Annotated in this window: 23 protein-coding genes; 11 read left to right on the forward strand and 12 right to left on the reverse strand. The window is 67.8% G+C overall.

Translation table 11 applies throughout. The features are described 5' to 3' along the window. The first annotated feature begins 8 nt into the window (after window positions 1–8). Window positions 9–1,514: a PepSY domain-containing protein gene (locus tag EGM71_RS04730; protein ID WP_188488092.1), complete on the forward strand. Its 1,506-nt coding sequence runs from the start codon at window positions 9–11 to the stop codon at window positions 1,512–1,514. A 9-nt stretch (window positions 1,515–1,523) separates the two neighbouring features. Here the strand turns inward: EGM71_RS04730 and EGM71_RS04735 are convergent, their stop codons facing one another. Together EGM71_RS04735 and EGM71_RS04740 are read right to left on the reverse strand one after the other, a co-directional pair. Continuing rightward, a complete protein-coding gene (locus tag EGM71_RS04735; protein ID WP_188488094.1) occupies window positions 1,524–2,657 on the reverse strand; it encodes an MFS transporter in 1,134 nt (377 codons plus the stop codon). 11 nt (window positions 2,658–2,668) lie between these two features. After that, window positions 2,669–3,445, reverse strand: a complete 777-nt coding sequence (locus tag EGM71_RS04740; protein ID WP_188488096.1) for a DeoR/GlpR family DNA-binding transcription regulator — start codon at window positions 3,443–3,445, stop codon at window positions 2,669–2,671. A gap of 159 nt (window positions 3,446–3,604) precedes the next feature. Between EGM71_RS04740 and smqnr the strand changes: the two genes are divergently transcribed. Beyond that, on the forward strand, window positions 3,605–4,252 hold the full coding sequence (smqnr, locus tag EGM71_RS04745) for a SmQnr family pentapeptide repeat protein (protein WP_049469250.1): 648 nt from the start codon (window positions 3,605–3,607) through the stop codon (window positions 4,250–4,252). A 3-nt stretch (window positions 4,253–4,255) separates the two neighbouring features. On the opposite strand, the gene EGM71_RS04750 is transcribed toward smqnr, so the two are convergent. Then, window positions 4,256–4,930 carry a class I SAM-dependent methyltransferase gene (locus EGM71_RS04750; RefSeq protein WP_188488098.1) on the reverse strand — a complete coding sequence of 225 codons (675 nt, stop codon included), beginning with the start codon at window positions 4,928–4,930 and terminating at the stop codon, window positions 4,256–4,258. Between the two features lie 87 nt (window positions 4,931–5,017). After that, window positions 5,018–5,716: a glutathione S-transferase family protein gene (locus EGM71_RS04755; RefSeq protein WP_188488100.1), complete on the reverse strand. Its 699-nt coding sequence runs from the start codon at window positions 5,714–5,716 to the stop codon at window positions 5,018–5,020. Window positions 5,717–5,831: 115 nt separating this feature from the next. Here EGM71_RS04755 and EGM71_RS04760 point away from each other — a divergent pair, with 115 nt between their 5' ends. Further along, window positions 5,832–6,776, forward strand: coding sequence for a LysR substrate-binding domain-containing protein (locus EGM71_RS04760; protein WP_188488102.1), 945 nt, complete (start codon window positions 5,832–5,834; stop codon window positions 6,774–6,776). Here the strand turns inward: EGM71_RS04760 and EGM71_RS04765 are convergent. Beyond that, the gene (locus EGM71_RS04765) at window positions 6,715–8,094 is read right to left on the reverse strand and encodes a PLP-dependent aminotransferase family protein (RefSeq protein WP_188488104.1); all 1,380 of its coding nucleotides are present in this window, start codon (window positions 8,092–8,094) and stop codon (window positions 6,715–6,717) included. The two genes, EGM71_RS04760 and EGM71_RS04765, sit on opposite strands and share 62 nt — an antisense overlap. 132 nt (window positions 8,095–8,226) lie before the next feature. On the opposite strand from EGM71_RS04765, the gene EGM71_RS04770 reads away from it, so the two are divergent. The 3 genes from EGM71_RS04770 to EGM71_RS04780 all read left to right on the forward strand — a co-directional run bounded on the left by EGM71_RS04770 (window position 8,227) and on the right by EGM71_RS04780 (window position 11,045). Then, the gene (locus tag EGM71_RS04770; protein ID WP_188488106.1) at window positions 8,227–9,090 is read left to right on the forward strand and encodes a DMT family transporter; all 864 of its coding nucleotides are present in this window, start codon (window positions 8,227–8,229) and stop codon (window positions 9,088–9,090) included. Between the two features lie 156 nt (window positions 9,091–9,246). Next, the gene (locus EGM71_RS04775; RefSeq protein WP_188488107.1) at window positions 9,247–10,128 is read left to right on the forward strand and encodes an SDR family NAD(P)-dependent oxidoreductase; all 882 of its coding nucleotides are present in this window, start codon (window positions 9,247–9,249) and stop codon (window positions 10,126–10,128) included. A 38-nt stretch (window positions 10,129–10,166) separates the two neighbouring features. Beyond that, window positions 10,167–11,045 (forward strand): LysR family transcriptional regulator, encoded by an 879-nt coding sequence (locus EGM71_RS04780; protein WP_188488109.1) that lies wholly within the window; start codon window positions 10,167–10,169, stop codon window positions 11,043–11,045. A 13-nt stretch (window positions 11,046–11,058) separates the two neighbouring features. Here the strand turns inward: EGM71_RS04780 and EGM71_RS04785 are convergent, their stop codons facing one another. Beyond that, window positions 11,059–11,958 (reverse strand): LysR substrate-binding domain-containing protein, encoded by a 900-nt coding sequence (locus EGM71_RS04785; RefSeq protein WP_188488111.1) that lies wholly within the window; start codon window positions 11,956–11,958, stop codon window positions 11,059–11,061. A 107-nt stretch (window positions 11,959–12,065) separates the two neighbouring features. Between EGM71_RS04785 and EGM71_RS04790 the strand changes: the two genes are divergently transcribed. Continuing rightward, the gene (locus tag EGM71_RS04790; RefSeq protein WP_188488113.1) at window positions 12,066–13,583 is read left to right on the forward strand and encodes an MFS transporter; all 1,518 of its coding nucleotides are present in this window, start codon (window positions 12,066–12,068) and stop codon (window positions 13,581–13,583) included. On the opposite strand, the gene EGM71_RS04795 is transcribed toward EGM71_RS04790, so the two are convergent. After that, the gene (locus EGM71_RS04795) at window positions 13,567–15,654 is read right to left on the reverse strand and encodes a TonB-dependent siderophore receptor (protein WP_188488115.1); all 2,088 of its coding nucleotides are present in this window, start codon (window positions 15,652–15,654) and stop codon (window positions 13,567–13,569) included. The genes EGM71_RS04790 and EGM71_RS04795 overlap by 17 nt on opposite strands. A gap of 331 nt (window positions 15,655–15,985) precedes the next feature. Continuing rightward, window positions 15,986–16,390, reverse strand: a complete 405-nt coding sequence (locus EGM71_RS04800) for a GFA family protein (protein WP_188488117.1) — start codon at window positions 16,388–16,390, stop codon at window positions 15,986–15,988. Between the two features lie 171 nt (window positions 16,391–16,561). Between EGM71_RS04800 and EGM71_RS04805 the strand changes: the two genes are divergently transcribed. Then, on the forward strand, window positions 16,562–17,536 hold the full coding sequence (locus EGM71_RS04805) for a DUF4105 domain-containing protein (RefSeq protein ID WP_188488119.1): 975 nt from the start codon (window positions 16,562–16,564) through the stop codon (window positions 17,534–17,536). Then, a complete protein-coding gene (locus tag EGM71_RS04810; RefSeq protein WP_188488121.1) occupies window positions 17,536–19,557 on the forward strand; it encodes an esterase/lipase family protein in 2,022 nt (673 codons plus the stop codon). Before EGM71_RS04805 ends, EGM71_RS04810 begins: the two co-directional genes overlap by 1 nt. Before the next feature lie 86 nt (window positions 19,558–19,643). Here the strand turns inward: EGM71_RS04810 and EGM71_RS04815 are convergent, their stop codons facing one another. Further along, on the reverse strand, window positions 19,644–21,065 hold the full coding sequence (locus tag EGM71_RS04815) for an MFS transporter (protein ID WP_188488123.1): 1,422 nt from the start codon (window positions 21,063–21,065) through the stop codon (window positions 19,644–19,646). Between the two features lie 29 nt (window positions 21,066–21,094). On the opposite strand from EGM71_RS04815, the gene soxR reads away from it, so the two are divergent. Continuing rightward, window positions 21,095–21,529: a redox-sensitive transcriptional activator SoxR gene (gene soxR / locus EGM71_RS04820; RefSeq protein WP_005415534.1), complete on the forward strand. Its 435-nt coding sequence runs from the start codon at window positions 21,095–21,097 to the stop codon at window positions 21,527–21,529. A gap of 66 nt (window positions 21,530–21,595) precedes the next feature. Here the strand turns inward: soxR and EGM71_RS04825 are convergent, their stop codons facing one another. After that, the gene (locus EGM71_RS04825) at window positions 21,596–22,198 is read right to left on the reverse strand and encodes a short chain dehydrogenase (protein WP_188488125.1); all 603 of its coding nucleotides are present in this window, start codon (window positions 22,196–22,198) and stop codon (window positions 21,596–21,598) included. 98 nt (window positions 22,199–22,296) lie between these two features. On the opposite strand from EGM71_RS04825, the gene EGM71_RS04830 reads away from it, so the two are divergent. After that, a complete protein-coding gene (locus EGM71_RS04830) occupies window positions 22,297–23,172 on the forward strand; it encodes a LysR family transcriptional regulator (protein ID WP_188488127.1) in 876 nt (291 codons plus the stop codon). 60 nt (window positions 23,173–23,232) lie between these two features. On the opposite strand, the gene proC is transcribed toward EGM71_RS04830, so the two are convergent. Together proC and EGM71_RS04840 are read right to left on the reverse strand one after the other, a co-directional pair. Continuing rightward, the gene (gene proC / locus EGM71_RS04835) at window positions 23,233–24,054 is read right to left on the reverse strand and encodes a pyrroline-5-carboxylate reductase (RefSeq protein WP_188488129.1); all 822 of its coding nucleotides are present in this window, start codon (window positions 24,052–24,054) and stop codon (window positions 23,233–23,235) included. An 18-nt stretch (window positions 24,055–24,072) separates the two neighbouring features. Then, window positions 24,073–24,750 carry a YggS family pyridoxal phosphate-dependent enzyme gene (locus tag EGM71_RS04840; RefSeq protein WP_188488131.1) on the reverse strand — a complete coding sequence of 226 codons (678 nt, stop codon included), beginning with the start codon at window positions 24,748–24,750 and terminating at the stop codon, window positions 24,073–24,075. Between the last annotated feature and the right edge of the window lie 5 nt (window positions 24,751–24,755).

Genomic DNA, 24,755 nt, shown 5'->3' on the forward strand with positions numbered 1-24,755 from the left:
CGCGCATCATGTCGCTGCGATCCACCGCCAAGCGCTGGACCTACCTGGTGCACCGCTGGCTGGGCATCGGCGGATGCCTGCTGATGCTGCTGTGGTTTGTCAGCGGCATGGTGATGCTGTTCATTGGTTACCCGAAGCTGACACCCGGTGAGCGGCTGGCGGCGTTGCCGGTGCTGGGTGAGGCCCGCGATCTGCAGGGGCTGTCGATACTGCCTGCCGCCGTGCAGGCCGAGCCGGAAAGCGTGGCGCTGACCACGCTGCGTGGCGAGCCGGCGTATGTGGTGCGCAATGGCAGCAACGTGGGCGCCTGGTCGGCGTACACCGGCCAGGCCCTGCTGCCGGTGTCGGCACAGCGTGCCGAAGCGTCCGCTGCACAGTTCGCCGGCGGCCAGGCCTTCGTGGGTGCGATGCGCGTGGACGAGGACCGCTGGACGCATTCGCGTGCACTGGATGTGCATCGGCCGCTGTATCGGGTGGAGGTGGGCGGTGCACAGCCGGGCGACCTGTATGTGTCATCGCGTACCGGTGAAGTCGTGCTGGACGCCCCGCATGTGCAGCAGCGCTGGAACTATGTGGGCGCCTGGCTGCACTGGCTGTACTTCCTGCGTATGCAGTCGGTCGACCCGGTGTGGACGTGGGGGGTGATCGTGCTGTCCGCACTGTGCACGTTGGCGGCGGTCAGCGGCATCGTGGTGGGCGTGTGGCGCTGGCGTTTTCGTGGGCACTATCGTTCCGGTGCGAAGACGCCGTACGTCGAGCCGTGGATGCGCTGGCACCATCTGATCGGGCTGGTGGCTGCGGCCTTCGTGTTCACCTGGATCTTCAGTGGGCTGATGTCGATGAATCCGCTGGGGGTCTTCAGCAGCACGCGTGAAGCGATCGACAGCGGGCGCTATCGCGGTGGCGCGGTGACGGTGGATGGCGCACTGGGTGAGCCGGCGAAGCTTATGGCGGTGGCCGATGCTGGGCGCTTCCGGCCGGTGGAGATCCAGTGGCGACGGATCGGTGGCGAGCTGTTCGCGGTGCTGCTGGATGGGCAGGGCGAGACCTGCATCGTGTCCAGCGGCAATGGGCACTTGCAGGTTGCGCGGTTGCTGCCGGCAGCGTGGCTGCAGCAGAAGGTGCGTGCGCTGTCCGATGCACCAATGCAGGATTTCGTGGTGCAGCAGGCAGCGGATGCCTACTTCTATCCGCGTGCACCGGAAGCCATGAACGGCGCAGCGGTTCGCCGCTTCCCGGTGGCGGTGGTGGACTTCGGCGATGCCGAGGCGACGCGCGTCTATCTCGACCTGGCTACCGGCGATCCGTTGTTGATGATGGGGCATCGCGAGCGGGTCGGGCGCTGGTTGTTCTACTTCCTGCACAGCTGGGACCTGCCGGCGATGCTGCGCCAGGAAGGTGCCCGGCTGGCGGTGTTGCTGCTGCTGAGCGCTGCTGGCACCGCGCTGTGTGCCACGGCGACGGTGATCGGCTATCGGCGTTTGCGGATGAAGCTGCGGCGCAGGCGGCGCTGATGCCCTGGACTACACCCGCAGCCAACGCGTGGACACGGCCACCAGCAACAAGGCCGTGGCCACGCCGATGAAGGCGGCGATCAGGCCGAAGTGGTTGGCAGCAAATCCGATCAGCGCCGGTCCGGCAAGGATGCCGGCAAAGCCCAGCGTGGAAACGGCGGTGATGGCCAGCGCGCCAGGCATGCGGGTCTGGTGGCCGGCCAGCGAGAACAGCGCGGGTGCGATGTTGGCGCAACCGAGGCCGACCAGCACATAGCCGATCAGCGACGCCTGCCACGGCGTGACCAGGGTCAGTACCAGTACGCCCGCGGCGGCGAGCAGTGCGCCGAACACGATCGCGCGCTCACGGCCTACGCGCGCCACCAGTGCATCGCCGAACAGGCGCGCCACGGTCATGGTCAGGGTGAAGGTTACATAGCCGATGCCGGCGAGGCTGGCATCGACGCGACGCACATCGCTGAGGAAGACCGCGCTCCAGTCCAGCATCGCGCCTTCACCGAGGAAGGCGACGAACGCCAGCACGCCGATGAACAGCACGATGCCATGCGGCAGGGCCAGCATCGGTGTGTCGTGTGGCATGCGTTCGCTGTGCCAGTGCGCTGCCGACAACAGCATCACCAGCAGCATGGCGCCGACGCCGATCAGCACGGATGCCAAGGGAGGCAGCTGTGCGGACAGCAGCACGGTCATGGTGGCCGCGCCGAGGAAGCCGCCGATGCTGAAGAAGGCGTGGAAGCCGGACATCATCACGCGCCGTGCTTCGCGCTCGACGATGACGGCCTGCACGTTCATCGTGCAGTCCGTCGCGCCCACGGCGGCGCCGAACACGAACAGCACCAGCCCCAGTGACCAGGCCGAACCGGCCAGCGCCAGGCCGGGCACGGTCAGGCAGATCAGCAGGCTGCTGGCCACCATCACCCGCCGGCAACCGAGGCGTGCGGCGAGAACGCCGGACAAGGGCATTGCCAGCAGCGAACCGGCACCGAGGCAGAGCAGCACCAGCCCCAGCGTGGCGTCGTTGATCTCGGTGCGTGCCTTTGCGAACGGCACCAGGGTGGCCCACAGCGCGGTGGCGAAGCCGGGAATGAAGAACGCAGCGCGGGTCGCGTGCTGTTCGGCACGCGCGCGGTTGGCAAGGGACATGAGCGGTACGGTCAGGGGGGAGTGGGGTGTACCGCGATGCCTGCGGCGCGGAAGCGTGCCGCCAATGCGGGGGGCGCGGTGGTGGTCAGCACCAGGTCGTCGATCTCGTCCAGGCTGGCGATCTGCCAGTTGCCGCGGGCACCCAGCTTTTCGGTGGTGGCGGCGACGATGACACGACTGCTGCAGGCCACCATCGCGCGCTTCAGCGTGGCTTCTTCGGCATCCATCGCCCACACGCCGGTGTCGCCGTCCACCGCGCAGGGGCCGGGCAGGTACACGTCGGCACGCAGGCGCTGCACCTGGGCCAGTGCTTCTGCGCCGACCGCACCACCGCCACGGGCCAGGCGCCCGCCGATCAACTGCACTGAGGTGCCTTCAAGCAGGCTGGCGGCCGTGGCGATCTGTGGCGCGTTGGTGATCACCGTCAAGCCGAGGGCGGCCGGCAGCTGCTGGGCGATCGCAAGGTTGGTTGAACCGGCATCGAGCAGCACGACCTGGCCGGGTTGCAGCAGCGCGCAGACGCGGGCGGCCAGTTCGGCCTTGTCGCCGCGATCGCGGGTCAGGCGCTCGCGCAGCGGGCGTTCCTTGGGGGGCGGCAGCACGGCGCCGCCGTAGACGCGCTGGCACAGGCCTTGGGCGGCCAGTTCGCGCAGGTCGCGGCGGATCGAATCTTCAGAGACGGCATAGCGGCGCGCCAGTTCGGCGGCGACCACGCGGCCCTGCTGGCGCAGTTCCTCGAGGATCTGCCGGGTGCGCTGGGCGGGGAGGGGGCTGGGATCGGAGCTCATGTCGCAAGTCTGCACGTTCGTGCATTAACGTGCAACAACGTGCATGTGGGGTTGGGGGACACACTGCGGCTGGACTGCTGGTGAATTCGCCCGCGCCCACGTCTATGGATCGCCCTCGCGGCCCGGCATGATGGCGGGGCACTTGGCATGGAATCCCTGATGTCCCCCACCGTTCACCGCAAGCTGCGCATCGGCGCGGACCAGTACACCGGCCAGAAGGTGGTCGACCAGCAGTTCCACGAATGCGATTTTTCCGGCGTGGACCTGACCGCCACCGAGTTCATCAACTGCAGCTTCTACGATGCCGACAGTCGCGCCGGCTGCCGCTTCAACGGCGCCACATTGAAGGAAGCCAGCTTCCGCAGCTGCGACATCAGCATGTGCCACTTCAATTTCATCAAGGCGCTGGGCCTGGAGATCAGCGAGTGCCGCGCGCAGGGCGCGGATTTCAGCAACGCCAGCTTCATGAACCAGATCACCACGCGCAGCTGGTTCTGCAGCGCCTTCATCAAGAAGTCGAACCTGCGCTATGCCAATTTCTCGCGGGTGACGCTGGAGAAATGCGAACTGTGGGAAAACCGCTGGGATGGTGCGAACGTGAGCGGCGCCAGCTTCGCCGGCTCGGACCTGTCCGGCGGCCAGTTCGAGGGCATCGACTGGAACAGCGCCAACTTCACCGACTGCGACCTGACCAACTCGGAGCTGGGTGAGCTGGACCTGCGCAGCACCAACCTGCGCGGCGCCACGCTGGACGTGCAGCAGGTGGCGCTGTTGATGCAGCGCATCGGCATCACCGTGGTGCCGTAGGCATCACCCGGCGTAGGCGACCCAACCCTTGAAGCTGAAGCCTGCATAGAACAGCTCCACGCCGTCGAAGCCGGCCTCCTGCAGCAGCGCCACTTCCTGTTCGGGGGCCAGCAGCGGCAGCCGCTCGGCAATGGCGTCGATCGCGCGCTGTGCATCGGCGTGGGCAACGCCCGAGGCTTCGGCGAACGCTGCGTAGCGCTGCAACCAGCGCAGCTTGCCGGCCAGATCCTGCGGCACGCTGTGGTGGGCCACCACCAGCGGCGCACCGGGCTGCAGGCGCCGGTGCAGCTCGCGGAGCGTGTGCAGGCGCTGCGCGGCGTCAAGGAAGTGCAGGGTCAACAGGCAGCTGGCACCGTCGAAGCGCACGTCCGGGGCATCGTCGATGTAGCCTTCCAGCAGTTCGACGCGTGCGTTCAACGGGCCCAGTGTCTGCTCCGCCAGGGCCAGCATCGGCGCGGCCGGGTCCACGCCCAGCAACTGCCAGCCCGGCTGCGCCTCGGCGAAGGCTTTCAGCTCCAGCCCGCCCCCGGCACCCAGCACCAGCACGCGGCCCTGTGCGGGAACGCGTTCGGCCAGCAGCAGGCGGCTCATCTGCTGCAACGCGAGGAAACCGGGCACCTGGCGCAGCGGTGCTTCGGAATAGCGGGCCACCGCCTGCGGATCGGAGAACGTGGACATGCGCGGATTCCTGCGGCGGGGGACATACCACTGTAGCGCGGCGCGCAAGGGGCATTGCGCGCCGCTGCCGCACAGGCAGGGCAGGGCTCAGGCCGCCGCGGCCCCAAGCACGTCGTGCAGTTGCACCTCGCCGAGGAAGCCGCCGCTGCTGGTTGCCGGCCGCTGCGCTTCAACGGCGTGGGCGAACTGCACGCCTGCGTCGTCCTGCAGGCGCTCGAACAGCTGCTGCACCCTGGGGAACTCGCGGCGGTCGACCACTTGGTGGTAATCGTTCCAGCGCGCGATGCCGGCGAAGTAGGCGTCGGCGAAGCTGCGCTGCTCGCCCAGCAGCCAGGGGCCTGTGCCGATCATCTGCTCCAGCGCCTGATGGGCGTGGCGCACCTTGGTCGTGCCATAGGCACGCAGCGCCTCGCCTTCATCGCCTTCCGCATGCTCCAGTGCGTGCCAGAGTGGCGCGTAGGCACCGAAGAAGCTGGTGTTGAGATAGGCCAGCCGGTGGTTGAGACGATCAAAGCCAGACGTGCCCTGTGCGAAGCCCAGCCCCTGCGCGATGCCCTTCGCGGCCAGGTGGTTGAGGATGGCCAGGCTCTCGCTGAGCTGTTCGCCCTGCGCAGTGCGCAGGGTCGGTGTTTCGCCCAGTGGATTGAGGCGACGGTAGTCTTCGCTCTGCACCTGGCCGGGCATGTCGATGCGGCACAGGTGATACGGCTGGCGCAGCCATTCCAGGGCGACGATGGAGCCGAACGAGCAACCCGAGGGCACGCCGTAGAAGAGGATCGGGGTCATGGCAGGTTTCCGGTTCAAGCCGCGATGCGGCGGGTGAGGAAAGCGTGCCTGCGTGGACATTGCCACGGAAGTAGTTCGAATGGCATCCTGAAGTCCACATTTGTGGACGTTGCGCATGCTCAACCTCAACGATCTGGCCCTGTTCGTGACCGCAGTGGAGCAGGGCGGGTTCGCTGCAGGCGGGCGCCATCTGGGCCTGCCGCGCTCGACGTTGAGCAAGCGTGTGGCGCTGCTGGAAGAACACCTCGAGGTGCGGCTGCTGCAGCGCAGTTCGCGCCGCTTCGCATTGACTGAGGTCGGTCAGGAGTTCTTCGAGCGTGCACGCGCGGCGTTGTCTGAGGTAGAGGCGGCCGAGGCCATTGTCCGCGACCGCCAGGCCGAACCCAGCGGCACCGTGCGCATCAGTGCTTCGATTCCGGTGGTGCAGGGCGAGCTCGCCGCATGCCTGCCTGCACTGGCCCGCCGCTATCCACGGCTGCGCATCGAAGTCGAAGTGAGTGATCGTTTCATCGATCTGGCGCAGGAAGGCATCGACATCGCCTTGCGCAGCCATTTCGGTCCGCTGCCGGATTCCGGGTTGGTGCAACGCTCGCTGGGTAGCGAGCGCATCGTGCTGGTGGCGTCCCCTGGCTATCTGGCGGCCGCGCCGGCAGTGGATACGCCCGAGCAGCTACGCGCACATGCCGGCCTGCTGACCGCGCGCCACGCAACGCGCTGGACGCTGCACAGCGCCGACGCCCGCACCGTGCAGGTGGAGCCGCAGGTGGCGCTGGTCGGCAATGAGTCGCAGCTGCTGATCGCGGCGGCCGAGGCGGGCCTCGGCATCACCGTGTTGCCGCACGGCCTGTGTGCTGCGGCGATTGCGGCCGGCCGCCTGCAGCAGGTCCTTCCGGCATGGCATGCCGGCGAAGTCACCACCAGCGTGCTGCTGCCGCATCGTCGCGGCCTGCTGCCGGGCGTACGCGTGGTGGTGGATGCGCTGGTCGCGCATTACCAGCTCAACGCAGCGCCCGCGCCAGCACCTGCCAGATCCGTGCGTCCTGGCACTGCGATACGTTGAAGCGCAGATAGTCGGCCGCGCGCTGCGACTGGCTGAACGCGTTGCCCGGTGCCAGCACGATGCCTTCGCGCAGGCACTGCCGCGCCAGCGCGGCGGAATCGCGGCCATCCGGCAGCTGGCACCACAGGAACAGGCCGGCTTCCGGTTGCAGCCACGGGGTGATGCCCAGCGTGTGCAGCTTGCGCAGCGTGTGCCGGCGCGCATCGGCCAAGCGCGAACGCACCGATTGCATGTGGCGTCGGTAGCCACTGTCGGTCAGCGCGATGTGCATCAGTTGCGCGGCCAGATGGCCACCGCCGAAGCTGGTTGCCAGCTTCAGGTCGGTCAACGCTTCGATCCAGTCATGGCGTGCAGCGATGTAGCCGCAGCGCGAAGCTGCCGACAGCGTCTTGGAGAAACTGCCGACGTGGATCACACGTGACAGCCCGTCGAGCGCGGCCAGCCGCGGCGCCGGCTGCAGTTCGAAGTCGGCGAAGATGTCGTCCTCGACGATGATCAACTCGCTGCGTTCGGCCAGGCCCAGCAGGCGGTGCGCGGTGCTGGCCGAAAGTACCGCACCGGTCGGGTTGTGCAATCCGGAATTGGTGATGTACAGCCGCGGCGAATGGTCCTGCAATGCACGTTCGAACGCTTCAAGGTCCGGGCCGGTGGGCGTGTACGGCACACCCACTGCCTGTACCTGGTGCGCCTTCAGCAGCGCGTGGTAGTTGAAGTAGCTCGGGTCATCGACCAGTACGCAGTCGCCGGGCTTGAGCAGGAAACGGCAGATCAGGTCGACCGCGTGCGTACCGGATTCGGTCAGCAGGATCTGCTCCATCGGTGCATCGATGCCCAGCGTCGCGCTGCGCCTCTGCAGCAGCTGGCGCAACGCGGGCAGCCCGAGTGGGCCGGCGTAGTCGACCAGATGGACTGCATCGGCACGCGCCAGCCGACGCAGGCCGCGGCGCATGCCATCGTGATACAGCCAGTTGCTGGGCATCCAGCCGCACCCCGGCTTGAGGTGGCCCGGCGGGGTTTCCAGCGATTGCCGCGACACCCACAACGGATCCACCGCGCGGTCCAGCCGGGGTTCCATCTCGGCCAGTGCCAGCGGTGCGGCCGGCCCGCTGACGTAGAAGCCGGATCCTGCGCGCGCACTGATCAGGCCTTCGGCCGCCAGGCGCTCGTAGGCTTCGACCACCGTGGAGACCGACACCCCCATCGCTGCTGCCTGCGCGCGCACCGAAGGCAGGCGGGAGCCGGGGCCATCCACCCGCGCGGTGATGCGGTTGCGGACGGCCTGGATGACCGATTCGATGCGGGTAAGCGGACGTGGCATGGCAGCACTGTAGTGGAAGTGTGGGCAGTACAGTTCTTTGCGACTGTACTGGATTGTAGCTGGGGCGGTTCCGCTCTGGATGCTTCCATACAGGCTCCGCCAGGCGTCGCCTGGCACTTCAGGATCACAGGCGTGGAACGGTCGGCGAGTGGTTGGATCAATGGCTTCATTGGTGTGGTGATCTTCGCGGGCTCATTGCCGGCCACCCGGCTGGCGGTATTGCAGCTGGATGCGGGGTTCGTCACTGCCGCACGCGCCACCATCGCCGCCGTGCTCGGCCTGGGCCTGCTGCTGATGCTGCGCCAGCCGTGGCCGCGGCGCGGTGACCTGCCTGGGCTGGTGGTGGTCAGCCTCGGCGTGGTCGTCGGCTTTCCGCTGCTGACCGCGCTTGCGCTGCGCCATGCGTCATCGGCGCACACCATCGTGTTCCTTGGCTTGCTGCCGCTGAGTACGGCCGTGTTCGGCGTGCTGCGCGGTGGCGAACGGCCGCGCCCGGCGTTCTGGTTGTTCTCGTTGCTGGGCAGCGCCTGCGTAGTGGGCTATGCAGTGCGCAACGGCATCGAGGCGTCATTGCAAGCTGACCTGCTGATGCTGGCAGCCATCGTGGTGTGCGGGCTGGGCTATGCCGAAGGCGGCCGGCTGGCCCGTCATCTGGGCGGCTGGCAGGTGATCAGCTGGGCGCTGCTGCTGGCATCGCCGGTGATGCTGCCGTTGGCAGTGCTGATGCGCCCGGCTTCGTTCACTGCGGTCGGTGCCTCGGCGTGGTGGGCGCTGGGCTACGTGGCCGTGTTCAGCATGCTGATCGGCTTCCTGTTCTGGTACCGCGGGTTGGCGCAGGGCGGCATCGCCGCTGTCGGCCAGTTGCAGTTGCTGCAGCCGTTCTTCGGCCTGGCCCTGGCCGCGCTGCTGCTGCACGAATCGGTCAGCCTCAGCATGGTGCTGGTGACCGTGGTCGCGGTGATCTGCGTGGCAGGCGCCCGCCGCTTCAGCCGCTAGGAAAAAGGGGACGGAGGGGATTAAGTCGTAATCGTCCTGCTGTGCCTGAAACGACTTAATCCCCTCCGTCCCCTTTTTCGGTGATAGCGCGGGCGTATCGTGCGCTGTGGTCAATGGTATTGGCCGCAACCTGGGTACTTGGCCGAAGCTGTGCAGATGCAGCCGATTTCCCGAATTTCCTTTGAAGGCCAGGTTGGCCTGGTGACGGGTGCCGCCGGTGGACTGGGCCTGGCCTACAGCCGCCTGCTGGCCGAGCGCGGTGCGCAGGTGCTGATGCATGACGTCGGTGCCGGTACCGATGGCCGAGGCGCTGACCCGCAGCGCATCCTGCGCAGCGTCGATGTGTTGCGGGCGCGGGGTCTGCCGGTGCAGGCCGCAAGCGGTCCCATCGACCATCGCGACGGTTGCCATGCGCTGGTGCAGGAGCTGCTGCAGACGCACGGGCGCATCGACTTCCTGATCCACAACGCGGGCTGGGTCGAGTACCAGCCGCTGGAAGCGGTCGAGGACGAGGCGCTGGAGCAGATGCTGTGCCTGGCGGCGAAGACGCCGTTGTGGCTGGCGCAGGCGGCGTGGCCCGCGATGCGTGCGGCCGGCGGTGGCCGCATCGTCATCACGACGTCCGATCGCGCGCTGTATCCCCAGTACGCACAGCGCGGACTGTCCGCCTATGCGATGGGCAAGCTGGCCGCGCTTGGCCTGGTCAATGTGCTGGCGCTGGAAGGCGCCGAGCATGGCATCGTGGTCAACGCGGTTTCGCCGGTGGCGAAGACCCGCATGTGGGGCATCGAAGGCGAGCCCGACGAACTGCATCCGGAAGCTGTTGCGCAAGGGGTGGCCTATCTGGCATCCACGCGCTGCCAGGAGGGTGGGTGGGCACTGCGTGCCAGCAACGGGCAGTTCCATGCACTGCGCCTGCAGGAAGCCGAGCATGTGGCGTACCCGCGCGATCTGCGTGCGGTGGTTGCTGACAGCATCGAATCGGTCGCACTGCAGTGGCCGGCCATTGCCCGCGCCAGTGTGGACGCGCGCAGCTGACGGCGTACCCTAGGCAGGTTCCCACTGCCTGCACCGAGATGATCGACCTGCGCCTGCTTCGCCAGTTCGTGGCCGTGGCCGAAGAGCTGCATTTCCACCGCGCCGCAGCGCGCCTGCACATGTCGCAGCCACCGCTGACGGCAGCAATACGACGGCTGGAAGACGAACTCGGAAGTGAACTGATCGTGCGCGGCAACCGCACCCTGGGCCTGACCGTGGCCGGGCAGACGCTGCTGGTGGAGGCGCGGGCAACGTTGCAGCAGGCCGAGCTGGCGCTGCAGCGCACCCGCGAGGCTGCAGCGGGGCAGTCCGGCAGCCTGCGCGTGGGTTATGTAGGCAGTGCACTGTATGGGCGCCTGCCTGGCCTGATCCGCCGCTTCCGCCAGCAGTACCCGCAGGTACAGCTGCACCTGCAGGAAGCCACGTCGCGCCAGCAGCAACTGTGGCTGCGTGAGCAGCGCATCGACGTCGGCGTGCTGATTCCACCGATTCCCGCCGCCGAGCTGCTGCTGCACGACTTCGACCACGATCGCCTGGCGATTGCGCTGCCGCGTGCACATGCGTTGGCCGATGCGCCGGAGGTCAGTGTGGCGATGCTGGCCAACGAACCGTTCGTTTCATGGCCGGCGGGCGAGGGCATCGGCTTCCACGCGCAGGTGCTGGGTCTGTGCACCGTTGCGGGCTTCACCCCGCGCGTGGTGCAGGAAGCGCAGGGCATGCATGCGGTGTTGTCGCTGGTGGCGGTGGACGCTGGCGTGGCAATCGTTCCAGCCAGCATGGCGAGCTTCCGCCCGCAGGAGATCGTCTATCGCGTGCTGGAGAGCGAAGCCGCCCGTTTCGCCCTGCAGTTCTGCGTGCGCCCGGAATCACCGTCGCCGGTGCTGGACAATTTCCTGCAGACGGCGGGTGCGAACTGATCTGGTGGATCCGCTACGCCTCGTCGCCGCGGAACAGGTTGGCAACGGCATAGTCGATGAACACCCGCAGGCGTGCACTGGGATGGCGCCCACCGGGCCATAGCAACGAAAACTGCCCCTGGTGCGTGGGCAGCGCAGGCAATACCCGTTGCAGGCGGCCATCGGCCAGCGCGTCAGCGGCGAGGAAGTCAGGCATCCAGGCCAGGCCCATGCATCCGATCGCCGCGGCCAGCACGGCTTCCATGTTGTTGCAGGTCATCGCCGTGGGAAGCCGCGCCCCGGCATCGCCTTCGATGCCCGGCAGCTGCCACGGATGCAGCTTTCCGGTGGTGGGGTAACGGAAGCGCAGCGCGGTATGCATGCGCAGGTCGTCCACATCGCCGGGCGTGCCGTGCGCCTGCAGGTAGCCCGGCGCGGCACAGAGGATGAAACGAAAACCGCCCAGCCGCCGTGCGGTCAGGCTGGAATCGGCCAGTTCACCACTGCGTATCACCGCGTCGAGACCTTCGCTGACCACATCGACGATGCGGTCGTTGAAGTCCAGTTCCAGCTGTACCCGCGGGTAGCGCTGCTGGAAGCCGGGCAGCACCGGCAGCAGGAAGCGGTAGCCGATGGTGGGCAGGCCGATGCGCAGCAGTCCGCTGGGGGCGTGCTGTCGCTGCGCCAGATCTGCCTGCGCTTCGGAAAGTTCGTCCAGCGCACGCCGGCAGCGCTGCAGCAGCAGTTCGCCTTCGTCGGTGAGGTGCACGCGGCGGGTGGTGCGCTGGAACAGGCGCGTGCCCAGGTCGAGCTCAAGGCGGGCGATGCGCTTGCCGACGGCCGAGGCTGACAGGCCGAGTACGCGGGCCGCACCGACGATGCTGCCTGCCTCCGCGGTGCGGACAAAGGCGAGCAGGGCGGAGATGGAGTCCATGGAGAGCATGATTGCGGAATGGTTGGCCGTAATCAACGTCCATCGAGCCTGTTTTTCTGGAATAGCGGCCTGTCCATCATCAATGCCCCTGATGGATGGAGGCCCGTATGGCCCCGGATTCGATGCTCCCTGTACCTGTCCGCGCGCAGCAGCGCTGGGCCCTGCTTGCGGTCTGCCTTGCCGCGCTGGCGTTGCCGTTGTCCTTTTCTGCCGGTGCAGTCGCGGTGCCGGCGCTGGCCCGTTCCGCAGCGGCATCGCCCACCGCGTTGGCCTGGGTGACCAACGCCTTCATGCTTGCCTTCGGCAGTCTGTTGCTCGCTGCAGGCGGCTTGGCCGATCGATATGGCCGTAGGCGGCTGTTCCTGCTGGGCACGGCGGGCTTCACCACCGCCACCGCCGTCGTCTGCCTTGCACCCTCGCTGCTGTGGCTGGATCTGGCGCGCGGGTTGCAGGGTGTTGCCGCTGCAGCGGCGTTGGCATCCGGCACGGCCCTGCTGGCACAAGCCTGGCAGGGGCCGGCGCGTGCCCGGGTCTTCGCCCTGCTGGGCACGACGTTCGGCACGGGGCTGGCGTTGGGGCCCCTGCTCGCGGGCCTGCTGTTGCAGGTACTGGGATGGCGCAGTGTGTTCGCCGCGGGCGGTGTGCTGACGTTGGTGGCCTTCGGCCTGGGCGCGCGCGCGTTGCCTGAAAGCCATGGCGAGCGCCGACGGCTGGATATCGGCGGCATGCTCAGTTTCAGCCTGACGCTGGCGGCGTTGACCCTGGCCCTGCTGTGGCTGGGCGAGTTCGGCCTGCATGCCGTGCGCGGGCAACTGGCGCTGCTGGCGACGCTGTTGTTGGGCGGGGTGTTCGTCAGCATCGAACGGCGGCACCCAGCACCGTTGCTGGACCTCTCACTGTTCTCGCAACCGGCGTTCCTCGGCGTCCAGCTGCTGCCGGTGGCGACCTGCTTCGGCTACGTGGTGTTGCTGGTCGTACTGCCCCTGCAGCTGCTCGGCGTACATGGACAGAGCCCGACACAGGTGGGGCTGCAGATGCTGGCCCTGTCCGCACCCATGCTTGTGCTGCCCTTGCTTGCCGCGCGCTGGGCGGAGCGCGTGGGAAATGCGCGGCTGTGCATGCTGGGCCTGCTGGTGTGTGCCTCCGGCCTGTACCTGCTGTCGCGGGAGGCGTCGCACCCATCGCCCTCGCAGTGGGTACCGTTGCTGATGCTGGTCGGCGCAGGAACGGCGTTGCCGTGGGGGCTGATGGATGGGCTGTCGGTGAGCGTGGTACCGGTGCAACGTGCGGGCATGGCCGCAGGCATCTTCGGAACCGTGCGGGTGGCCGGCGAAGGCATCGCGTTGGCTGCGGTGACTGCACTGCTCGCGCTGCTGATCGGTCGGCAGCTGCAAGGGGCTTCGCCCGCGTCGTTGGCGCGTGCCGGCGCTTATCTGGCGAGCGGGTCCCTCGCGCAGGCTACGGCGCTGCTGCCGGGGATGAGCGGCGAGCAGCTGCAGCAGGTCAGCGCCGAGGCGCTGGCACTGCTGCTGCGTGTACTGGCGCTGCTGACCGCCGCATGCGCGGTGCTGTTGCACCTGCTGCTGCGGCGGCCAGCGTTGACGGTGATCAGAACCGGTAGCTGATGGTGCCGGTCACCACGCGCGGATAACCTGCGAAGCAGTCGCCGAAGGTACGGCACGGTGCGTAGTAGCGCTTGTCGGTGAGGTTGGTGATGTTCAGGGCCATCGTCCAGTCGGTCACCTGTACTTCCAGCAGTGCATCGGCCAGCGTGTAGCTGGGGGTGATGATGCGCCCGCCGTTGCCCAGCGAGACCGTGTTGCCGACATGGCGCACGCCCAGGCCCAGGCGCAGGCGTGCGGCATCGTCCAGCTGGAAGCCCTTGGACACCCAGGCCGAGGCCAGGTCCTGCGGGGTGTCGTTGAGGCGCTGGCCGACTTCCAGCGCGAAGTTGCTGCGACTGACTTCGGCCTCGTTGCGGGCGAGCGCTGCCGTCACCGTGAGGTCGTTGGCGAACCGGAACTGGCCTTCCAGCTCGATGCCCTTGGAGCGGATCTGCCCGGTCTGCACCACGTTCAACACGTTGTCCGGGTCGTTGGTCTGCCGGTTGGTTTCGGTGATGCGGTACGCCGCCATCGTCAGCAGCAGGTTGCGTGCCGGTTGCCACTTGATGCCAGCCTCGCTCTGGCGGCCGCGCATCGGCTTGAAGGCCTGGCCGAACAGGTCCTGGCCGGTAACCGGCAGGAACGATTCGCTGTAGCTCAGGTAGGGCGACACCCCGGCGCCCAGTTCGCCGATCAGGCCGGCGCGATAGGTGGTGGCGTTGTCGGTCTGGCTGGGCTGGCCCTCAGTCTTCGAGCGTGCATGGTCACGCCGCGCACCGAGCACCAGCGACACGCGGTCGGCCCAGCGGATCTGATCCTGCACGTACAGGCCCAGCTGGGTGGAGGTCTGGTCGGGTTGGCGTTCCCAGCCACGCACGGTCGGCGCCACCGAGACCGGCGCGTAGATGTCGATCGGCGTGCCGGTGGCATCCAGGCGCTGCAGTTGCTCCTTGTACTGGCTGTAGTCGACGCCGGCCAGCAGCAGGTGCTGGAAGGCGCCGGTGGCGAAATCGAACTGCAGCGCGTTGTCGGCGCTGAGGATCTGCACGTCCGGGCGGGTGCCATAGGCCGTGCGATTGACCACGCGACGTGCGGCGTCGATGAACGGATCGGCCGGGTTGCTGTAGCTGTCCACATACATCTGCTGCAGCGTTGTTCTGCCATCGATGTAGCGCACGGCCGAGCGCAGGCTGAGCACGTCGTTGAAGCTGTGGTCGAACAGTGCGGTCAGGCTGTAGACGCGTGAATCGATGCGATCGAAGTCGCGGTCGCCGATGAAGGTGGAGGGATCCAGGCGACGCCCGGGTGGCGCCAGCAGGGTTGCGGCCAGCGGCAGGAACTGCTGGCTGGAGCCAGTCTTGTCATGCTGGTAGCTGGCCAGCAGGGTCAAGGTGCTGCGTTCGCCGCGCCAGCTGATCGACGGTGCCAGGTAGACGCGGTCATCCTTGAGCGTGTCGGTCTGCATGTTGGAGGCGCGTACCAGCCCGACCAGGCGACCGGCCAGGGAGCCTGCCTCGTTCAGTGCGCCACCGACGTCACCCTGCAGCTGCCTACGATCGAAGCTGCCCAGCTGCACGGCGAGCTCCCCGCGTGCCGCACCGAAAGTGGGGCGCTTGCTGATGGCGTTGATGATGCCGCCGGTCGCGCCAGCGCCGTACAGCACCGAAGACGGTCCGCGCAGCACTTCCACCCGCTCCAGGCCGTAGATCTCCGGTCGCGCGAGCGGGCTGAAGCCATAGCTGCGACGCAGGCCATCCACATACTGCACCGGGTCCAGGCCGCGTACCGACGTAGCGTCGTTGCGGGTATCCAGGCCCCAGGCGTCGGCGGTGACGCCGGCGCTGTAGCGCAGCACCTCCTGCAGGTTGTGCGCGCCGCGATCGGTGAACAGCTGCTGGGTGACCACGCTGATCGCCTGTGGCGTCGCGGTCAGTGCGGTATCGGTCTTGGTCGCGGTACTGGCGCGGTCGGCCACGACGCTGACGCGGTCCAGAGTCCGGGCGTCCGGTGTTTCCGCTGCCGTAGCCAGTGGTGCGGTGAGGACGCCTGGCATCGCCAGGGCAAGGCAGAGCAGGGTGTGGCGGGCAGGCATGGCGGTCGGTCCATGGAAGATCGCCGCGGATTATCGGGATTGCTCTTGATTGATGCAAATGATTCTCAATGGCGTGTCATCCGGCGGTCGTCGCCGCGTCACGCGCCCTATGCCGATCCGGGCCTAGTCTCGATCGTCCCCGTCCCCCACGGAGACCCGCCATGTGGCTGCTCGACCATCTCTGGCCCGGCCGTAGACCACTTCTTCCCCCGGTCGCGGACGCGCCGCAGGCACCGCCACGCCGGCCCTGGCTGAAACGCCCTGTGCGGGCCGGGCGCAGCGGCATGGCGCCTTGGCAGAAGATCGCCACGCCGCCGCGGCGCACGCGCCACTAGGCGCCTCGGTCGGCCGGGTGGTTGACGCCGTCGTTGACCGGGATGATGCCCAGCGCAAACGGGTCGATGCCTTCCAGGCATGCCACGTTGTAGCCGTACTGATCGGGGTTGGAGCGGCGCCGGTGATGGGTGTAGATGCCGCACACACCGCAGAAATAGTGTTCGGCCACATGGGTGTTGAACTGGTACTTCTGCAGGTGATGCTGCCCGCGCACCACCTGCAGGCCGCCGCGGGTGACGCTGGCGGCGATGGCGCCACGGCGCCGGCACATCGAGCAGTCACAGCGGCGGGGATCGACGATGCCGTCCGGCAGGTCCAGCAGCAGCTCGACCGTGCCGCAGTGGCAGGTTGCGCGGTGCTGGGGTTGGACCGGAACGCCGGCCACTGAAGTGATGCCCATCATTGCTCCTGAGTGATCCATCGGGCCGCGGGGGCCGCTGCAGACGGTGCGCTGGCGTGCCTGAACGGGCCGTAGATGCCACGGTGAACCCGCTTGTGGCTAACTATGCGGCTTCGGGACCGCGACAGGATGCCAGTGAAAGCCGCAGGACGTTGGATGACAGGAAGTGCCATGGCGCTTGCAGCGTTGTGGGTGACCGGGCTGTTGGCCTATCAGATGCCGGGGCCGGGCTGGTTGGCGAACGGCATTGCGGTGCTGTGGCTGCTGGTTGCGCTGTGGGCGTCGTGGCGGGTTGCGCGTGGTCGCAGCAACCGTCGCCTCGGCATGGCGTTCGGCGCTTCGCTGGCGCTGGCCGGCCTGTGGTGGCTGCTGCTGACCCCACGCCAGGACCGCGTATGGGCCGATGACGTGGCCCAGCGCCTGCATGTGGTGTCCTTCGACGGGCGCCACGTGGTGTTCGACAATGTGCGTGATTTCACCTGGCGCAGCGAGACCGACTACGACGCGCACTGGGTGCGTCGCGAGTACGACCTGGACCAGCTGCGCTCGGCCGACCTGGTGCTGTCGTACTGGATGGGCCCGGCGATCGCCCACACCCTCATCTCGTTTGGCTTCGAGGATGGGCGCCACGTGGTGTTCTCGCTGGAGATCCGCAAGGAACGCGGCGAATCGTTCTCGGCGCTGGGCGGCTTCTTCCGCAAGTTCGAGATGACCCTGGTGGCCTCGGAGGAGACCGACATCATCCGTACCCGCACCAACGCGCGTGGCGAGGATGTCTATCTGTACCGCCTGCACGGCATGGATCACGCGCAGTTGAAGGAACTGTTTGCCGCGTACATCGCGCAGGCGCGCGAACTGGATGCGAAGCCGGGCTTCTACAACACGCTCACCAGCAACTGCACCACCATCGTCTTCGACCTGGCCCGCCACATTGCGCCGCGCCTGCCGCTGGACTACCGCCTGCTGCTGTCCGGGTATCTGGCCGAGTATGCGCAGGAGGTCGGTGCGCTCACCCCGGGCGTGCCTTATGCCGAACTGCATGACAAGGGCCGCATCACCCAGCGTGCGCTCGACCTGGGCAGCGGCGACCACTTCTCCACCGTGATCCGCCAGGGTGTGCCTGGTACCGAGCAGGACCCGCAGTAATGACTCGACTCCCCCCGATCCGCTGGCAGCGTGCGCTGCCGGTGTTGTTCGCCGCCTTCCTGCTGCTGGGCAGCAGCGGCTGCGCGATGGTGACCGTCAAGCAGGTCACGTCCAGCGATTCGCTGGTCAACAAGCGTGCCGACGTGCTCAACACCGGCAAGCTCAGCCCGGCCGCGCGCGAGACACTCAGCGCAGCGGGCCTGGATGAATCGCAGTGCGAGAAGGACTTCCTGGTCTGCCGCAGTACGCTGCTGATGACCGACGATCTCAATGTCGAGCAGCGGCTGTCGGCGCTGTCCGAACTGTGGGTGAAGGCCGCGCTGGCGCTGACGCCGAAAAAGACCGCCGCCGGCGATCCGCCGATGAGCGATGCGGCGCTGGACGCCTGGCTGGAAGCCGCGCGCTACGCCTATGCCTACCTGTTCTACAGCGGCCGCTCGCCGTCCGACCGTGCCTTCGAGGACCGGCAGACACAGGTGCGCGACTACTACAACTACGCCGCCGAGAAGGCGGCGGTGGTGCTGTTCGTGCGTGCGCGTGCGGCGGCGCTGGCCGGCGAGGACTACACGAAGCCGCTGACCGTCGGCAGCTGGTCGCTGGCGTCGAACTACCAGCAGCTGGGCCTGAAGAGCATTCCTGCGCAGCTGGTGCCGGCCGGCACCGTCAGCTTCGTTGGCCTGCGCAGCACCTATCGTCGCGATGGTTTCGGCGCCGAGCTGGTGATGGTGATGGATCCGCCCAAGCTGGTCGCCCCGGTGATCGCGCCGGATGGCCCGAAGGCCGAAACGGCAGCGGATGATGACGATGACGAGCGTCGTGGCCGCCGTCATCGGCATGACGATTCAGTGCCCGAGTTCAGCGAGATGTCCTCGATCAACGTCACCGCGTTGCTGCGTTTCGAAGGCAGCAGCCTGGACGATGTGATGCGGACGCGCCGGGTTGAACTGGATGCCTATTCGCCGGAAGCCACCGAGCGCATCACCCTGCACGGCGAGCAGGTGCCGCTGGCCGGCAATTTCACCGCCGCCTATGGCCTGTGGCTGGCGCAGAGTGGCTTCGCCCGGCAGTCGCTGCGTACCCTGTTCGGCATGAGTGAGGGTATCGGCGAGCCGCACATCTACCTGATGCAGCCGTGGGACCCGAACCGCCGCATCATCTTCATGCTGCACGGCCTGGCCAGCAGCCCGGAAGCCTGGGTGAACCTGGCCAACGAGATCATGGGCGACCCTGAGCTGCGCCAGCAGTTCCAGGTGTGGCAGGTCTATTACCCGACCAATGCACCGATCGCGCTGAACCGCTACGAGATCGCCAACGCGTTCAACGACACGCTGAAGCACTTCGATCCCAATGGCACCACGCGCGCATCGAAGGACATGGTCTATATCGGTCACAGCATGGGCGGCGTGCTCGCGCGCCTCCTCGTGAGCGACTCCGGTGATGTGCTGTGGGATGACCTGCTGGCCAACTACGACCTGAAGGGCGAGCGGCTGAAGCGGGTGCAGACCAAGCTGGGCCCACTGCTGCATTTCAAGGCACAGCCGAACGTGGAGCGCGCGATCTTCATCGCCGCGCCGCACCAGGGCACCGATATCGCCGGCAACAAGGTCGGCCGCCTGATCGGGCGCCTGGTACGCCTGCCGCTGACCATCCTCGGCAAGTTCGAGGACGTGTTCATGGCGCTGGCACAGGCCGAGCAGCAGGTCGATGGCACCGCCAAGCCGAAGATCCCGAACAGCATCGACAACCTCAAGGCCAGCGATCCGTTCGTGAAGGCTGCCGCGCATCTGCCGATCGAAGCGGGCCTGAAGTACCACTCGATCATCGCCCAGCGCAAACCGGAACTGCCGGTGGAGAAGTCCGATGACGGGCTGGTGCCGTACTGGAGCGCGCACCTGCCGGGTGCGCTGTCGGAGAAGGTGATCATTTCCGGCCACAGCGTGCAGGAGACCCCGCAGGCCGTGCTGGAAGTGCGCCGCATCCTGCATCGGGACATCGATGACATGGGCGCCGCTGCCAGGTAGTGCCGGCCGCTGGCCGGCATCATCACGGGATTCCTGCGTGCGTGGAGGTTGCCGGCCAGCGGCCGGCACCACCGTAATGTGGCGGGCTACACCCGCCGCGCGATTACCGCGGCCAGCACCGCCAGGCCGAAAGTGATCGCCAGGCACAGCAGGTAGCCGGTGTGCGGCGCGGTTTCCACGAACAGGGCGAACAACGCACCGGAGACCGCCAGCGCGGTGGTCACCGACAACGCCTCGCTCAGCTGCAGGGCCGAGGTGTTGGCGCCCTGCTCATGCGGCGCTGACAGCGACAGAGTGAGCACCGACAGGCTCGCGTAGATCATGCCCATGCCGAAGCCGGTCACGGCCCAGCCGACCAGCGCGACCGGCAGCGGCATCGGGTTGAACAGCACGGCCAGCGTTGCGGCGATGCCGAACGTCATCATCACCGTGCCAACGCGCAGCAGCTGCTGGCGTGACCAGCCGCGCTGCTGGTGGCCCTGCAGCCAGGAGCCGGCGAACCAGCCCAGCGCACCAAGGCTGAGCACTGCGCCGGCCCAGCTGGGCGAGAGCCCGCGTTCGCGCTGCAGCAGCAGGGGCAGATAGGCCTCGCAGGCGAAGAACGCCGCCGCAGCAACGCCGCGCAGTGCGATCACGCTGGGCAGGCCGCGGCGCAGGATCAGGGTTCCGGCCGGCAGCAGCCGATGCACGCAGAACAGCAGCCCCAGCATCGCCACGCCGATGCAGAGCAGGGCAGCAATGCCCTGCTGCTGCCCGCCGACGTAGAGCAGTAACGCCGCCAGCGACGCACCACTGGCCCAGCGCACGATCTTGCCGCGCCCTTTGTCATCGCTGGCGGTCACGGTGGACTGCATGCGCGCCAGTGCCGGGCGCAGCAGCAGTGCCGCCGGTATCGCCAGCAGCGGCACCGCCAGGAACACCCAGCGCCAGCCGAGATGCTGCACGATCAGGCCACTCAATGCCGGGCCGACCATCGACGGCACCACCCAGCCTGCGGAGAACGCGGCGAACACCTTCGGTCGCAGATGCTCGGGGTAACTGCGGCCAACCATCACGTACAGCGAGACCGAAATCGCACCCGCGCCCAGGCCCTGCATCAGGCGCCCGGCCACCAGCATGCCCATGCGCATCGCAAAGCCGGCCAGCAACAGGCCCAGCACGAAGCAGGCCAGGCCGTACCAGAGTGGCCGCGCGGGGGCGTGGCGATCGGCCCAGCGACCCGCCAGGGTCATGCCGATCACACTGGTGGCCAGGGTGCCGCCAAAGGCCAGCGCGTACAGGCGCAGGCCATCGAGTGCTTCGGCCACGGTGGGCATGGCGGCCGCGACGGCCAGTGCTTCGAAGGCGTGCAGCGCGACCAGCGCGACCATGCCGATGGTGGTGGCGCGGTAGCGAGCGGACAGGATCGAGGTGTCCGCCGGCAGGCGGGCATCGGTGGGAGAGAGGGTCGGGGTCATACGGGTCAGATGCGGGCCGCGCTTGTCAACGGGCGGCGAAGATAGCAGCATGCCACCTCAACTGTAGTTGAGGTCAAGCAATGGCATCCCAGGAACTCAGCGTTGGCGAGGTTTCCCAGCGCAGTGGCGTGGCCGTTTCCGCACTGCATTTCTACGAGCGCAAGGGGCTGATCAGCAGCCTGCGTACCTCAGGCAACCAACGCCGTTACAGCCGGGATGTGCTGCGCCGGCTGGCGGTGATCCGCGTGGCGCAGCGGGTGGGCATGCCGCTGGAGGCGGTCGGTCGCGCCTTCGAGAGCCTGCCCGAAGGCCGCGCCCCAACCAAGGCCGACTGGGCCAAGCTGTCCGCGCGCTGGCGCACCGAGCTGGAAGAGCGCATCCACATGCTGCAGTTGCTGCGTGATGAACTGACCGGCTGCATCGGCTGTGGCTGCCTGTCGCTGCAGCATTGTCGCCTGGCCAACCCGGGCGACGTCCTCGGCGAACGCGGCGACGGCCCGATGCGCTGGGAATGAAAAAGGGGACGGAGGGGATTAAGTCGCAAGTGCACAAACGACTTAATCCCCTCCGTCCCCTTTTTCTTACCAGACCGTGATCGTTTCGCCGCTCTGGATGCCTTCCACCGCGCGCTGGAAGGCCAGCGCCGCGCGTTGCGCGCTTACCGCTTCAAAGCCCGGGAAGTAGGGGCCGTAGGCCGCCATCGATTCGATCAGTACGTTCGGGCTGACCACGTTGATGCGCAGGCCGCGCGGCAGCAGCTCCAGTGCGGCGGCGCGCACGAAGCCTTCCAGTGCGGCGTTCACCGCGGTGGCGTTGACGCCGTCGCGGATCGGCTGCGCGCTGATGATGCCGCTGGTCAGGGTGATCGAGCCGCCAGCGTTCAGGTGGTGCTGGGCGGCCAGTGCCAATCGCACCTGCCCCAGCAGTTTGTCCTGCAGGCCGCTGTTGAACTGTGCCGGCGTCATGTCCTTCAGGGGGCCGAAATGCACCGAGCCGGTGGTGGAGATCACCGCATCGACCTGGCCGGTACGCGCGAACAGCTCGGCAACGCTGGCGTCGTCGGTCAGGTCCACGCGCAGCTCGCCGCTGTGGCGGCCGGCCGCGAGGATCTGGTGCTGAGGCCCGAGCTGGCGGGCAACTGCCTGGCCGAGGGTGCCGCTGGCACCGACGAGGAGGATCTTCATGGCCGTTCCTTGCGTGTGGGAGTGAGCGCAGTCTGCGCCGTCACAGTGGAGTTAGGTAAGCAGCGTATGCTTCGCTGATTCCTAACCCTGGATTAGCAATGGATACCCTTCGCTGCATGCAGGCCTTCGTGGCGGTAGCTGAGTGCGGCAGCTTCGCCGGCGCCGCCGAACAGCTGCAGGTGTCGGCGGTGATGGTGGGCAAGTACATCCAGCAGTTGGAGGCGCACCTGGGCACCGCGCTGCTGCAACGGAACACCCGCCGCCAGCGCCTGACCGAAGCCGGCAGCGCCTACCTGGCCGGGTGCCGGCAGGTGCTGGAGCAGGTGCAGCAGGCCGAGGCCGATGTGGCTGGCTTGCAGGTGCAGCCGCGTGGCCTGTTGCGGGTCAGCGCGCCCACCACCTGGGGCAGCTGCGTGCTGGCGCCGCAGCTGGCCGGCCTGCTGCGCGCGCAGCCGCAGTTGAATATCGAGCTGGACCTGAGCAACCGCCGCGTGGACCTGATCGAAGATGGCTTCGACGTGGCGATCCGGGTCGGGCCGTTGCCATCGCAGGAGGTGGTGGCGCGGCCGCTGCCGCCGTATGCGATGAGCCTGTGCGCGGCGCCGTCTTACCTGCGCAGGCGCGGCACGCCGCGAACACCGGATGACCTGCAAGGGCACGACTGCCTGAGCCATCTGGCCTGGCGCGGTGGGCATGGCTGGCAGTTGGCCAATGGCCAGCAGGTGGACTGGGAGGCGCGGCTCACCTGCAATGATGGTGTCGCGCTGCGCGAAGCCGCCGTGGCCGGGGCCGGGTTGGTGTTGCAGCCCACCGCGCTGTTGGCGGGGGAAATTGCAGCAGGGCGCTTGAAGCCGCTGCTGCGCGACTACCTGCCCGAACCGCGACCGATGCACCTGATCTACCTGCCCGACCGACGCCCGCGCCCGCGCTTGCAGTGCTTCGTGGATTTCGTCATGGCCACATTGGGGCGGTGATCATCAGGGTAGATGGGGGCAGATCCCTTTGCCTTGGCAAAGGGATCTGACCCCAGGGGATCAATCATTCGCCGCAGACAGTTCCTGCCCACGCACCTGGGCGGCGCGCAGTGCCGTATCCACCAGTGCTTCGAAACCACCGGCCTGGAAGCTCTCGATCGCAGCCTGGGTGGTGCCGTTCGGCGAGGTCACGCGACGGCGCAGTTCGGCCGGGCTTTCGCCGGCTTCATCCAGCATGCGCGAGGCACCCAGCAGGGTCTGCACCACCAGCGCGCGCGCGGCGTCGGCCGGCAGGCCCTGGGCGATACCCGCCGCTTCCATCGCTTCGGCCAGCAGGAACACGTAGGCCGGCCCGCTGCCGGACACGGCGGTGACCGAATCCATCAGTGCCTCGCGTTCGATCCACACCGTGCGCCCGGCGCTGGCCAGCACCTGTTCGGCCTGCGCGTGCTGCTGCGCGTCCACCGACGGCGTGGCGTACAGGCCGGTCACGCCGGCGCCGAGCAGGGCCGGCGTGTTGGGCATTGCACGCACCACCGGCAGGTTGCCTCCCAGCCAGCGTTCCAGCTGCGCACTGGTGATGCCGGCGGCGATCGACACCACCAGCGGCCGGTTTGCCTGGGCCAGTGCCTGCAGCGACTGGCAGACCTCGCGCAGCACCTGCGGTTTCACCGCGAGCAGCCAGGTGCCGCCCTGTGCGGCGGCATCGGTTGCGTTGTCGTGCACCTGCACGCCGAAGTCGGCAGCCAGCGACTCGCGCAACGCTGCAACCGGTTCGGCCACGTGGATGTGCGTGGCGGGCACGCCCTGGCGGATCAGGCCGGCGATCAGGCTGCGCGCCATGTTGCCGCCGCCGATGAAGGTGATGGAATCAGCTGCCATGGGAGTCTCCTTGGTAAATCAGGCCGGGCGCGGGCGCGCGCCGAACAGGGCGGTGCCGATGCGCACCAGGGTGGCGCCCTCGGCGATGGCTTCGGCGTAGTCGCTGCTCATGCCCATCGACAGCGTGTCGACCTGCGCGTGCTGGGCGGCCAGCGACTGGAAAAGTGTGCGCATGCGCACGAACGCATCCCGACGGCGCTCGGCCTCGGGCCACGGCGCGGGAATCGCCATCAGGCCACGCAGGCGCAGGGTAGGCTCGGCGGCAATCGCAGCGGCCAGTGCGTCCACTTCTTCCGGAGCACAGCCGTGCTTGCTGGATTCATCGTCGATGTTGACCTGGATCAGCACATTCAGCGGGCCGCGTGTGGCCGGGCGATGGCGCGCCAGCGCCGTCACCAGCTTGGGCCGGTCCACGCTCTGCACCCAATCGAAGTGGGTGGCCACGGCCTCGGCCTTGTTCGACTGCAGGTGGCCGATCAGGTGCCACTCCAGCGCCAGGTGCTGCAGCGCCTGCATCTTGGCCAGCGCTTCCTGCACATAGTTCTCGCCGAAGGCATGCTGGCCCTGTGCAGCCAGCGCGGCCACGGCCTCGGCCGGTTGGGTCTTGGAAACAGCCAGCAGGCGCGGATCGGGCCGGCCGACGGCCTCGGCGGCGGCATGCAGGTTGCTCAGGATCTGGGGCAGGGGAGTGGCCACGTAAC

Origin of the sequence: Stenotrophomonas maltophilia, from assembly GCF_006970445.1 — a bacterium.
In the GTDB taxonomy this organism is placed as follows: Bacteria; Pseudomonadota; Gammaproteobacteria; order Xanthomonadales; family Xanthomonadaceae; genus Stenotrophomonas; species Stenotrophomonas maltophilia_AU.